This is a genomic window from Nostoc flagelliforme FACHB-838 (genome assembly GCF_014698065.1).
Classification (GTDB): domain Bacteria; phylum Cyanobacteriota; class Cyanobacteriia; order Cyanobacteriales; family Nostocaceae; genus Nostoc; species Nostoc flagelliforme_B.
This window is the reverse complement of record NZ_JACJSI010000168.1, coordinates 1-13,445: the sequence shown is the minus strand read 5'-3', so window position 1 is coordinate 13,445 and position 13,445 is coordinate 1. Positions and strand designations below refer to the sequence as shown.

The following is a 13,445-nucleotide window of genomic DNA, read 5'->3' as shown; positions in this document are numbered from 1 at the left end:
TTCAAAAACAGATTCTTTTATTAATGAAAATGCCTGAGTCCCTTTATCAGCTAAATTCCAAGCTGTGCAAGACATAATTACTTCTCACTCCTCCAAAATGAGCGAACCTACAGTCTGAGCGTTCTCAGTTCTGTGCCATCAATGTCCCAAAGTTTCATGGTTTTATCGAGACTGGCGGAGGCAATAGTCCGACCATCAGGACTAAACGCGACTCCCGAAACTCCCGCACTATGACCTTTGAGAGTTTTATGAAGGCGATAACTGCCATCTGTGCTGTCTCGCTGCCAAAGTTTGACAGTTGTATCTTCACCTGCTGAAGCAATGGTCTGTCCGTCAGGACTGAAAACTACGCTGAAAACCCAAGATGTATGACCTTGGAGAGGTCGTAGGGTTTTAGCGTTCTGCCAGCCTGATGTGTCTCGTCTCCAAAGTTTTATTGTCCCATCTAAACTTGCAGCAGCAATGGTTTGGCTATCAGGACTGAAAGCAACTTCCCGAAACGCCTTCGTATAACCTTGAAACGTTTTTAGCAGCTGACCATCTCGCTTCCAAACTCTCACTGTTGTATCCCAACTTGCAGAGGCAATCGTTTGACCATCGGAACTAAATGCGACTCCCCAGACTGAAGCTGTGTGACCTTTGAATGTTCTAGAAATGCGCCACAATGCGTCTTTGGGATCGCGCTGCCAAAGTTTAATAGTACCATCCTCACTTGCCGAGGCAAGTATCCGACCGTCAGGACTAAAAGCGACTGACCTAACTGCTCCCTGATGACCTTTGAGAGTTGCAATTGCTGTACCATCACGTCGCCAAAGCTTAATTGTTTTATCTATACTGGCTGAGGCAATTAAAGAACTGTCAGGGCTGACATCTACTGCCATAACAGCTGCTGTATGACCCCAAAAACGGTTGTACTCATCTGCTCCATAAACTGCTTGTTGCAGTGCATTTTCTACTTGAGGTGCAAGATTTGTATTTGATTTATCTAATTTTTGCAGTCTTTTTTTTGCTTTGATTGCTTCTACAAGTGCATCCAATCTGCGATTTGAGGCAAACAATCCAACAGAAGAAGATACAAGCGCTCGAATTTCGCTGTTTTTAGCAATAGTTTCACTTTTGCGAGTTTGCTGATACAAAATAAAAGTTCCTATTCCCAAACTACTAGAAACGAGCAACCCAATACTTACTGCAACTAGTAGATATCTCTGTAATAAAGCCGTTCTTTTCTCTTGTGCTAGTCGTGCTTCTATTGCTTTTGCTGTTTTTTTCTCTTGTTCGAGTCGTGCTTCTACCTCTAGTACCCGTGCTGCCTCCAATGCCATTTGCATTTCACGCCTGTCGCATTCAACACTTGCGGCTAAAAATTGATAATCTAAATCGCTCAGACTCTTGCCCTGCGACCAATTTTGAGTATCTTTTAAAGCTTGTCTTCGCAACAGACGCGATTCATCTTTGTAACCCGATGCCACCCAAGCGTTAAATGTTTGGGAGTAGGGGCGGAGATTATCTAGTTGTCTTAACACCCATTGGCTATTAAAAACATTCCGATAGATCGGATTTTTAATTTTCAGATAGCCGTTGTGTCTTTCTACTAAACCGGACAACAACAGTTGTGTCTGTTCTCGACTATCATCACTCGGAACAGAACGCAGGGGCAAACGGGAAAACTCTTCTTCCCCTCTGCCAGGCTCAAGAGGCTCTTCTGCTTGCAACATCTGTTGATAAACACCCAACAACCGCCCTGCCTGTTGTTCGTCGAATAAGAGGCGATCGCGAATAGTACGCAAATGTTCGGGTTCGTCTTGTGACTGCCAATTTTGAATAATTCGTGTTTTTACTAATTGCTCTACCCACAATGCTTCTGTACCTGGAGGTAGGGTAATCTTTCCTGTAGTAGTTTCAAAAGCAACTTCAGTAATTAAGTCACAGAGTTTTTGTGTCAGAAAGGGTTGTCCGCCTGTCCAATAAATAACCTTTTGTAGTATTGCTTGTGGTTGACTGACTACTTGTTTTAATCCTGGAAGCAAAGGCGTGGCTTCATGCAGTTCAAAGCCCTGTAACTCAATTGCTTTACCAAGGTTAAAGGGCGTGCGGCGTTTATCAGCAATCAAGTCTGAGGGACTTGCTACACCAAATAGTGCAAATCCCAAGCGTTCAAAGTTTGAGTTATGTGGCCTTAGATTATAGCACTGACGAATCCAAGCAAAAAAGTCGTTAATTGGGAAATTCAAACTCAGCAGGCTATCAATCTCATCAATAAATATGAAAATGCCTTTGGCTTTACCATCTCGTAAAGAATCACTTTTGAGATTTGGTAGTAATATATCTTCAACAAATAGCTGTAGTTTTTGTACCGAGGAAATACCTGCTTGCATTTCCCACCAACGCTGAAAGTCAATTTGTGACGCTAATTTTAAGCTATAAAATAAACTGATAATAATGCCTTTATACCATTGCTCTGGTGTAGTATCTTCAATACCCAAGCGAGTCATATCTAAGTAAACACAGCTATGCCCTTCTGACTTAAGACGATAACTTGTGCGTTGTAGTAACGATGACTTGCCCATCTGACGGGAGTTGAAGACATAACAGAATTTGCCAGTTTTCAAGCTGACATAGAGTTGTTCATCTGCCTGACGGGTAACGTATGTGGGGTCGTCACTGTGGAGACTACCCCCTACTTGATATCTCATATCTAAGTGTAATTATCAAATAAAAACATTAACATAATGACTAGTAATTTTTAGATAAATTATTGTAAGTAAATATTGCAATTCTTACAGCACAGCTTTAGTAGTTTAGTTCTTTTAGGTAAAACCATTACTATTTTTCTATATCTACTATGCACTCTCTATGAAGGTAAAGAAATATTTCTGTTTCCCTTCAGCCTTCAGCTTCTCTGCTTTTCACCTTCTTTTTTTAAAAAGTGATAATAACTGCATTGTAGAAAAATACTTAAAAAGAGCTAGTATCAATTATTGAAAAAAAACAGATTTCAATTTCTTCTTGACTAAAAGTATCCTTTAATATCTTGTGGAGAACACGCTGGATATGAAGGTGTTTTCCCGGCTTGACTTTTATCAGCATTAGCAGCAATAGATTATTCTCACTAAAGTGTTTTAGTCGTGAAAGAATATTATTGCCCAGGTTTTTAATTAGTGTTTACTCATTACATCCCTCGGAAATCGCTGATGTCTTAATATTGGTATAGCTGCATTTAAATATTTTCAGCATCCTGGGATGCATACTGCGGGTTGCGTCTACGCAATACTTGATATTGAATTAGTGCCTTACTGTTGCTCTATCAAACAACTGTCAATAGCTGTTTTGCAAAATAGGACTGGTAGAGTCCGTAACGGGGTAAGACGCGATCGCCCTCAAAGCGAATTAATCCCAAACCTTCAAGCTTGTAAGTGTCAATAAGGTTAAAAGAAATATCTTGCTTCCCTGCCAGAATTTCAGCATAGACCTTCGCCAATCTAGGATTTTCTTGCAGTTTTATCCAGTGTCGCCGTAGATGATAACGGTAGATGCCACCATTGGCCACGGCATCCTCTATTATTTCTTGCAGGGTCATTTCTTGAGAGCAAATATGGTAAAAACTAATCTGGATTAGTGCTGGATGTCCTCCTACTAATGACATTAGTTGGGCAAAATCTTTAGCTTTAAACGAGTCTAAACGATACCGCCTAGCTAAATCTTCTACTTGTGGTTGGGTAAAATCGTTCAGACGAATAGGTAGACCAATATTAAAAGGAGAGAGGTTAATATCCATAGAGATGTACTCTTCGGTTGAGTAAACCATTACTAACCTCAGCTTTTGCCAGTTGGGATTGTGTCGTGCTTCCTCACACCATGACCGCAACAATACAAAAAACTCTTGACAAATTTTAGGATATTCAAAAAAACGGTCAACTTCATTCAATACCAAAACCACTGGGTTTTGACATAGTTCGAGCAAATAGTTTTCTAAATAGAAGCCGCTACTTAAGTTGTAGCCAATTTCTTCATTCCATTTTTCTTTGAGGTTGGCGTCAATACCTAACCCTGTTGCAATTTTCCAGCAAAGACAACGCAACAGTTTATTTAAATCAGTTAGACACTCCCTCTCTAATTGGCAGCAATTCAGATTCACAGTCTGATACCCAAGTTTCTGTGCAAACGCACAAAGCCGCAACACAAAAGAACTTTTACCCATCTGTTTGGGAGACCTAATCCGAATTACACAGCCATTAGTAGTTATTTCTCGATAAACCTTTTTCTCTAGCGGAGGACGTTCAATATAAAAGTGAGAATCTAGAGGTACGGGGCCATCCGGGTATGACCAAAGATTTTCTATCTGTTTAGTTTGTGTGTGATGTTCTTCGATAAATGAGGTTAATTCGGAAGGTTGAGATGAATCTTCTTCTATATTTGCAATAGATAATAAGTCAGATGTTTCTGTCTCATTTGCTTTGTTGGGTATGGTGTAGTCTCCGCTGTGTAATTCTAGATTAAAAGCGCTAAAGCAGAGTTTTATAGTTTTTTGATCTACACTTTCGCTTAAAGACCATAATTTACTCAAAGTTCTACTAGAAACATTAATGCGCGAGCTTATTTCTTCTAAACTCAAGTGTTTGCCTTTATTTTCTACTATCTCCACAGAACGAATTGCTGATTGTAACCGTTTAATTCCTGTGGAAGTTAGTACAACTCCTCGCTTGCGTTTAGTTTTATACATTGCTGTTCCAGATATTGATTATAAATGAGTGTCACAAGCAATATTCTTTTCTATTTCCCTATTGGAACTAGAATTTAGCTTAGTAAGTTTTGATACATTGCAATTTTATTTTTCCTATAATCCATTGGAACTCTAATAAACTAAGTTACATTATAGTTGCTTGATGGTAAACGCTGATATCAATTATCTATTTCTCCTACTTTTCCCACTTTTACTACTTTTCCACTGGCTGTTTTGATGGTTGTCTTGCAAAAACTCTCTGACGAAATGAAGTTTTTGTACTTGTATTTACCTGAATTTGTAGAAATGTGATTAAATAATGTAATATTTTTTAACTTGTATAAGTTATGACTTTTTTTGGTGGGTTGCAAAAATATTATCGCTTTAGTAGAACTCTAAATACTAAGTATTAATAGTTGTAGAACTACTTTTAATCAAGATTTGGTTGAAAACTTAGTAGAAATTATGCATAACCAAAGCCCAAAAATATACGAGTAGCTCAGTATATTATTTAGCATTAATTTATACTTGTTTATCAGGCAAACGATGCAGAACTTATCTAATACCATTTCACTTTAATAATGATACAGATACTCTGGTAGGGGCATGGCATTGCCATGCCCTTACGATAAATCTAACTCAAATTTATAACTAACCTTGAGATTTCCCTTTTGACGTTTTGCTTTAGTAACTACTACACTTTTTAATCCATTAAGTGATTTTAAATGAGTACCTCCACATGGAGTTGGATGAAGATTGCCAATTGTCACAACTCTCAAAGGTTTTCCTGGAGGTAAATTATTGGAGATATTAGACCAACGTACTGCTAATTCTTCAGGCGTAATTAGTGAAGCTTTTACACTGCTAACTTCATTTAAAGCTTCACTAATTTTTGCATTAACTTCAGCAATAAATGTTTCCGTATTTTCAAACGAAGGGCTTCCTTGAAACTCTACATAGGAACCATCTGGAAAATGATACCCTTTAACTGCGATTAGATTTTTATCTAGGGATTCGACTATGGTGTACATAAGATGTCCAGCTGTATGAGCTTTAGTATTCTGCATACGACGGGCTTCATCAACATATAAAGTTACCTCTTCGCCTTTTTCTAAGGATACAGATGAAAAATCTCCATAATGACGAACATCTCCATCTACAAAGCTTACGAAAGTGATTGGAAGCTGAATTCCTTTCGCTTCAATAGTGCCTATATCTGAGGGCTGACCACCACCCTGTGGATAAAACACAGTGCTATCAAGTACACAATAATAACCCCGCTCATCATCAGCAACATACTCAACATGAGCCTTATCAGTAAATTTATAGGTGTCTTCAAGATAAGTAAGTACCGTGGACATAAATAAATTTTAAGGGGGGTTAGGGGGGATCAACAAGTGTCTAAAATCACAGCTAACTACTTTTCAAACAACCTCTTAAATAAGTCGGTGAGAAAAATTCAATGTATATGAATAAATATAAATTAGCTGGGAATATTAGCACCGACTTAATTATAGGTTCTAATTTGCCTTTACGACCAAAAGACTAAATCACCTCCTGGCATTTTTCCAATAAAAGAGCTAATTGTTATACGTTCTCCAATGCCTGGTAAGACTTCATGAAAATTACGGCTGTTAAAAATGACCAAATCTCCTGCGAGTGGAATATTATGTTTTACTTCTGAGGTAGCTATTAAGGAATAATCGTAGCCATACGAACCAGAAGTTTTATATTTTTCATCTTCGGGTTGCCACTGTCGGTTGTAGACTTTGCAGATACCTCCTTGGGTAGGCGCTTTTACATAAAGATTCCATACTAACTGTGAGGTAATATTTCCTATTCCCCAATCTGGAGCATCTAATTGAGCAAAGTCTATGTGTAGTAAGGCAACATTAATATGACGTATCAATCCGGCAAAATAATACTCACCGACTTCCTTTTCGTAAGCAACTTGTACTTGATTTGATACATTCTGACGCAGAATTGTTGCCAAACGTTTTAGCGGGTCAAAAGAGAAGGAAGCTACCTGATTATAAGTTTTTTTGGCTTTTTTAACGGCATCGAAGTAATGTTTGACAAAAGTTGCTTCATCTTAGCTCCTCACGGATGATAGCCGCTAAACTCTCACCCATTTCAGCACTTTGGAATCTTTATCATAGCGATAGGTTAAACCATCTCTAGTTGTGATAGGCTCCCCTTTGCTTGCCTTACTTCTAATAGTGGAAACGGAATAGTACGTTAATTCATTCATTTCCTTATGAGAAAGCCTTTTAGTTGTACTGATTTCTGACTCATTTTGGGATTTATCTTGAGATGAATTATCTATTGTAATTTCAGGATTTTCGGAAGTATTAATGACAATTTCTTTTGCTTTTTGCAACCGATAATCCTGCACAGATACAAGTTGCCAACTAGAATCTTGTGCTAGTTCTAAAACCCATTGATGATAATTAAATAGACTTTCTCTATGTCCAACACTAATAAATGTTGTTTTCGTATTTTGTAACTGTTGATATAAACTTCCTTCGTTTGTTAAATCTAAGGCACTTGTTGCTTCATCTAAGATAGTAAAGTTAGGATGAGTAACTAACAGTCGTGCAAATGCAAGGCGTTGTTGTTCTCCCAGAGATAATATATTTTCCCAAGGAACTTCAGTATCAAAGCCTTCAACTCGACTTAGCAAGTTTTGCAAGTTTACTTGTTGCAAAACGTCTTTAAGTTCTGCATCGGTCATTTGACGATTCGTATTAGGATAAAGTAACTGTTCGCGCAAAGTCCCTAAAATGATATAAGGCCGTTGGGGTAAGAATAATACTTCTTTTAGGGGAGGACGCACTAGACGACCAGTTCCCGCATTCCACAAACCAGCGATCGCTCTCAACAGAGAACTTTTACCTCGACCACTCGGCCCGATAATTAATAAACCTTCTCCAGGCTGAACGTTCAATGACAAGTCTTCGACGATTACCTGCTCATAGTTAGGCCTTTGTAAAGTGACATTCTCAAAAGCGAGATGGTTTTCTTCTATTGTTTTAATAGTACTGACATTCTCTGGTTGTTTGGTAACTGCTTCTAAGGCATCTGAAAATTCAGATAAACGCTCAACATAACTAGAAAATCTTCCAGAAGTCCCAAATTCACGGATTAATTCTTCTAAAGCACCAGCAAACGCATAGCAAGCTGCAATAGCTTGTCCAACTTGTCCGAAATCAATTTCACCTTTAATATATAAAGGCGCGAGTACTATGAGTGTGATAAATTCGATAGCAGCCCGATATCCTCTGTTAAAAATTTCTTTACTTCTTTCCCAATCAATCTTCTGTTTAATATCTTTTATTAAATTAATAAATCGGCGTTTAATTATATTTAGTTCCTGTTTTTCTCCTTGAAAAAAAGCTATGGACTCAGCGTGATTGCGAATATGAGTTAGGGCATAAGCATAATCGGCTTTAGATTCAAGTTCCGCCTGATTAATCTTAATCAATCCTTGATTTAAATAAGCAGCAATTAAGTTGCCTATAATCGTATAGATAAGCAGAGCAACAGCTATTTGTTGGGAAATTGTCCAGACAACTATTAAAAAAGTTATCATTTCTAGTATTTTTTCTAGCAAAGTAGCTGAAAAGCTGAGGGCACTACTAGTAATTGGTTCAATTTCTTGAGATAAACGTTGATCTGGGTTATCAATATCGGCTTTAAAATTAATTTTATAATAAGCACGGTTGTTCAAATATTTATTTAAAATGTGATTATTCAGCCATTGATGCCAGTCAACAGCGATTTGTTTTCTAACAAATTTAGTAAATCCTACTAAAAGCGTTATCGAAACAAGTCCAACAGCATAAATTGATATATTATAAGTAAATTTAGAATAATCTTTTTCTTGAATGATCACATCGATCAAATAGCGATAAATAAAAGTATTAAAAGTAGTTATAGCTACAAGGGCGATGATTAGTATTATTAGGAGAATAAGCATTCCCCAGGCGCGAATAACGTCTGAAAATGCTCTTTCGCCTGATTTTGTTGGATACCAATAAGGCCCCGCGATCGCTTTTACATCTTCCCAGAATTGGATAAAACTTGAAAATGCATTTGTTGAGGGTTGAACTTGAACAACTTGGGTTGGCATATTTGAGAAATAAATTAAAATTTTTTATCAAAATTAATACTTTTTAGTGTTGCTAATCAGTAATAATCACCCAATAAACAATCGTACTCAACACTAATTTTTCAACTGATGTTACCTAATTGTTGAGTGGCATATAACATTTCACACTCTTGGGCGCTAGCAAAATCTTTCAGCCGAATCAGAGGAATTCGTTGTTCAAGCAGCATTTTTAAAGATTCTGCGGTTAAGGGATACTCTTGTTTTTTATCCCACGCTGTCGATTTAATCTGGTTAGAAGCAGCAGTCATAATACAGTTCCTTAGATTTAAATTTCAAGTTTCAACTTTGGTCAACAATCTCAATTCATACTTGTATTCAGCAATGCCATGTTTGCTTGTGCTTGCTCAATACAAACTTTCAACCGTTCGGCTAAGACCTGGACGTGGGGTTCAGCCATCATCGTGATATGGTTGCCTGGAACAAAATGGATATCTACTGGTTCGCAAGAATACTCGCTCCACCCCCAGGTCGAATCTTGGGAAATCTCATAAAACTTGCTAGCCAAGCGTTCTGGAGGAGTTTCGCTGGCACGTAGAAGGGTAATTCGACCAGAATAAATCTGTTCTGGTACATAATTAATTAGAGATAGAGAGTTTGCTTTTAAAGCTTGCACCATGTTTTTCATCTGCATAATTTCAGCGTTAGGAGGCAGCATATTCACCATTTTGAAATGCTGTAAAACGTATTTTAGTTGCTCCTCCACAGGCAAAGATTGAAGGGTATCGTAAGAAATATCTATGTTCGTTGACAGAGAAACTTCTACTGCTTTGATCAATTCAATCAACCACCTAGCATGATCCCAATCAAGACGTTCAATACGTGCTTGTTTATCTTTAGAGGTTGGTGCTGACATATCAATCATGACGACTAGAGCAACGATATGTCCTTGATGGAGCAACTGAGTCGCCATTTCAAAAGCTACTATACTTCCTAAAGAATGCCCTCCCAAAAAGTATGGCCCTTGCGGCTGAACAGTCTGCATTGCTTGAATATAATGACTAGCCATATCCTTAATTCGGGTGGCTGGCTCTAATCCATCTAGATTGTTTGCTTGAAAACTGTATAAAGGTTGATCTTCTCCTAAATAACGCCCTAAATGATACAAGTAGTAAGGCTCACCACCAGCACCGGGAAGACAGAAGAAAGGTAACTTTGAACCGTTTGGCTGAATTGGAACTAGACAAGACGAATTTGAGTCATCCGAGTCTATTTGCAAAATTGTCGCCAATTGTTCAATTGTTGGGTTTTGGAAGAGGCTTGTTAAACTCACATCTTTATCAAACTGCTGCTTGATTTGAGCCATTAAGTAGGGAGCTAAAAGCGAATGACCACCAAGGTCAAAAAAGTTATCTTGTACTCCCACCTTGTCAACTTTTAGAACCTTTGACCAAATTTGCACCAATTGCATTTCTAATTGGTTACGCGGTTCAACAAATATATCTAAGTTAATAATGTTAGAAGGTGTAGGCAAAGCGCGGCGGTCTATCTTACCGTTGGGTGTTAGTGGCAAGCTATCTAGGAATACAAAACTAGAAGGCATTATGTACTGTGGTAGCTTGGTGGAGAGGAAGCGACGGATCTCACTAATGGTAGGTGTTGATTCCTGATTCGGGATGATGTAAGCCACTAAGCGTTGCTCGCCAAAATCATCTTCATGGGCAGTTACTACAGTCTGATGCACAGATGGGTGTTGTGCTAATACTGTCTCAATTTCCCCAAGCTCAATGCGTATGCCGCGAATCTTGACTTGATGATCAAGGCGACCGAGAATTTCTAAAGAGCCATCTGGAAGATAGCGGCCGCGATCGCCTGTATAGTACAGTAAATCCTGGTCGTCATTGCGAAAATGGTTTTTGACAAACCGAGAACGCTTCTCTTCTGGAGCGTTAATATAGCCCAAACTGCAAAATGGTGTCCGCAAAACAATTTCGCCTGGTTCCCCAATGCCGCACAGTTGCCGATTTGTACTCAAAACTAGTGCTTGAGTTTCAGGAAGTGGCCATCCCACTGGCTGTACCCCTACTGTCGGTTCGCTGGGTACTTGGTAATAACATTTCGCCAAAGTTGTCTCTGTCGGCCCATACAGATTAACGATTTCACCTGCTTGGGGGAAAGCATCTCGCCATTGTAGTACGAATGTCTGCTTAAGAGGTTCTCCCGCTAAGAATAACCAGCGTAAGTTACGCAGAGATTCCGAGGGGACATTAGCTAACCATGATTGCGCTAAGGAAGGAACCGTGTGGAGAACGGAAATCTGTTCGCGTTCCAAGTAACGCAAAATTTTTGTCGGTTCTAATTTATCCCCTTGTGCTGGTAGACACAAGGTTGCACCACTGGTCAAAGGTAAGAAGATATCTCTAAGAACGACATCAAAGGAAAGTCCTATTAATTGGGCAATGCGGTCTTGTTGCCCAATTCCAAATGTTTGTCTTTGCCAGTTGAGAAAATGCGCCATCCCTTTGTGACACCCCAACACTCCTTTCGGAACGCCAGTCGTACCAGAAGTAAAGAAAATATAGGCTGCATCATTAGCAGATATTTTCGGTAGGGGTATTGTATGACTGCTTTCTAAAGAATTTATAGCTTCTGCTGTGTCTGGATTTACACAGACGATAGTTAAAGACTGCCATATCTCTCGGTCTTCTATGGGTTGAGTATCGACGTACAATATGTATTTAGTTTTCGCTTCCTGAAGCATCAGCTGTTGGCGTTCGCTAGGAAGTTGCGGATCGAGAGTCAGTAGCACTCCTCCACTCAAGAGTATAGCGATCGCACTGGCAATCAATCCAAAACTGGGAGTACCGTACACGGCTACGACATCTCCCTTTGTGATACCGTGACTCAGCATCACCCTTGCTAAAGCTTGAGAGGTTTTGCCTAATCCGCCATAGTTCCAACTGCGAGATCCTTGACGCACTGCTGAAAGTTCTGGATTGCTATTTACCCAAGAGATAAATGTTGTTGTGACTAATTCGTATTCTGGTTCTGGTATAGCCGTTGTGGGATCTGGCAGTAAAAGTTGGGCTTGTGGTGTTACAAGAGAATAAGAGCCGATGGCACTATCAGGCTCGACAACAATTTGATTCAGCAAATGATGGAATTGTTGCACCATTTCCACCATTCTTTTTGAAGTAAATAGGTCAGCATTATATAGTAGTTGCAGAGTTATTCCTTGTTCGTGTTCTGCAACATACAAGCTTAAGTCAAACTTGGAAGCTGCTTCTGACATCAATATAGGTTCTACAGACAATCCAAAAAGTTCTAGTTGGGTGTCTGCCAAATTCTGTAAATTAAACCATACCTGAAAAATTGGATTATGGCTGAGATTTCGTTCTGGCTGCAATGCTTCCACCAGCATTTCAAAAGGCAAATCTTGATGAGCATACGCAGACAACGCTACTTCTCGCACCCGTGATAGTAGCTGCCTAAAACTGGGATTACCATCTAAGCGGGTACGCAACACAAGGGTATTGATAAAAAAGCCAATTAGCCCTTCAATTTCTGCACGGTTGCGGTTAGCGATCGGCGTACCTATGCAAATATCATCCTGCCCACTATAGCGCCATAGCAATATTTGGAATGCTGTTAACAGCGTCATAAACAAGGTAACACTTTCTTTTTGACTCAATTCTTTGAGTGCAATACTTAGTTCTTTTGAAAGTGCGATCGCTTTATATGCGCCGTGGTAAGTTTGCACAGCCCCTCTAGATCGGTCAGTGGGTAGCGACAATAAAGTTGGTGCGCCGGCTAGTTGTTGTTGCCAATAACTCAGTTGGCTTTGCAGTACATCTCCTTGCAACCATTGCCTTTGCCAAATTGCGAAATCTGCGTACTGAATAGGCAGTGGTGCTAACGGTGACGGCTGACCTTGAGAATAAGCATTGTATAGAGCTGCTAATTCTTGGATAAACACACCCATTGACCAGCCATCAGAGACAATGTGATGTATATACACTAACAAGGCGTATTCTGTCTCGGACAGCACAACTAACGTTGCTCTGACTAACGGATCATTTGCCAGGTTAAAAGCTTGAATAGCTTGTTTTTGCACTAATTGCTGTGTAGCAATTTCTTTTTCGCTTGTGGATAAATGTTTAAAGTCAACAATTGAGACTGTCCAAGGTGTAAATGCTAGAGAGTTAGAAGTTTTTCCTCTTTCCTGCTCCCTGCCCCCTGCTCCCTGCTCCCTGCCCCCTGCTCCCTGCCCCCTGCTCCCTGTCCCCTGCCCCCTGTTCCCTGCCCCCTGTTCCCTAATGATTTGTGTTGGTTGTCCATCAATGTTAATGAAGTTGGTGCGTAACACCTCGTGGCGATAAATAATTTCTTGTAAGCTTTGTTCTAAAGCTGCAACATTAAGAGTTCCTATTAGACGCAAAGTTAGCGGTATATTATATAAGCCACCCAGAGGCTGTAACTGGTCTAAAAACCACAAGCGCTGTTGCAATACGGTTCGGTTAAGCTCTAAGCAGTATTGATTACAGAAAAAGTAAGTGTTTCCAATTTAACTCCTGCCCCCTTATGTACTGGCTTCTTGGACGGAAACTTAGCCCTAGT

General features: G+C 39.4%; 5 protein-coding genes and 2 pseudogenes. All 7 read right to left on the bottom strand.

Annotation, left to right across the window (positions count from 1 at the left end; all coding sequences use genetic code 11):
* Nucleotides 1-107: 107 nt before the first annotated feature.
* Complete coding sequence (locus H6G97_RS35135; protein ID WP_190945064.1) at nucleotides 108-2,693, bottom strand: AAA-like domain-containing protein; 2,586 nt, start codon at nucleotides 2,691-2,693, stop codon at nucleotides 108-110.
* Nucleotides 2,694-3,304: 611 nt separating this feature from the next.
* Entirely contained in the window at nucleotides 3,305-4,720 is a 1,416-nt protein-coding gene (locus H6G97_RS35130) for an AAA-like domain-containing protein (RefSeq protein ID WP_190945062.1), read from the bottom strand.
* Between the two features lie 623 nt (nucleotides 4,721-5,343).
* Nucleotides 5,344-6,081, bottom strand: coding sequence for an alanine--tRNA ligase-related protein (locus H6G97_RS35125; RefSeq protein WP_190945060.1), 738 nt, complete (start codon nucleotides 6,079-6,081; stop codon nucleotides 5,344-5,346).
* A gap of 170 nt (nucleotides 6,082-6,251) precedes the next feature.
* Nucleotides 6,252-6,782, bottom strand: a pseudogene (locus tag H6G97_RS35120) (2OG-Fe(II)-dependent halogenase WelO5 family protein); the annotation flags it as partial.
* A gap of 54 nt (nucleotides 6,783-6,836) precedes the next feature.
* Nucleotides 6,837-8,852 carry an ABC transporter ATP-binding protein/permease gene (locus H6G97_RS35115; protein WP_190945056.1) on the bottom strand — a complete coding sequence of 672 codons (2,016 nt, stop codon included), beginning with the start codon at nucleotides 8,850-8,852 and terminating at the stop codon, nucleotides 6,837-6,839.
* A gap of 101 nt (nucleotides 8,853-8,953) precedes the next feature.
* Nucleotides 8,954-9,139: a hypothetical protein gene (locus H6G97_RS35110; RefSeq protein WP_190945053.1), complete on the bottom strand. Its 186-nt coding sequence runs from the start codon at nucleotides 9,137-9,139 to the stop codon at nucleotides 8,954-8,956.
* A 50-nt stretch (nucleotides 9,140-9,189) separates the two neighbouring features.
* Nucleotides 9,190-13,332: pseudogene (locus H6G97_RS35105) on the bottom strand (non-ribosomal peptide synthetase); the annotation flags it as partial.
* Nucleotides 13,333-13,445: the final 113 nt, after the last annotated feature.

Coding starts and splice junctions, on each gene's coding strand:
- H6G97_RS35135 (WP_190945064.1), bottom strand. CDS start 2,693: ATGAGATATCAAGTAGGGGGTAGTCTCCACAGTGACGACCCCACATAC.
- H6G97_RS35130 (WP_190945062.1), bottom strand. CDS start 4,720: ATGTATAAAACTAAACGCAAGCGAGGAGTTGTACTAACTTCCACAGGA.
- H6G97_RS35125 (WP_190945060.1), bottom strand. CDS start 6,081: ATGTCCACGGTACTTACTTATCTTGAAGACACCTATAAATTTACTGAT.
- H6G97_RS35115 (WP_190945056.1), bottom strand. CDS start 8,852: ATGCCAACCCAAGTTGTTCAAGTTCAACCCTCAACAAATGCATTTTCA.
- H6G97_RS35110 (WP_190945053.1), bottom strand. CDS start 9,139: ATGACTGCTGCTTCTAACCAGATTAAATCGACAGCGTGGGATAAAAAA.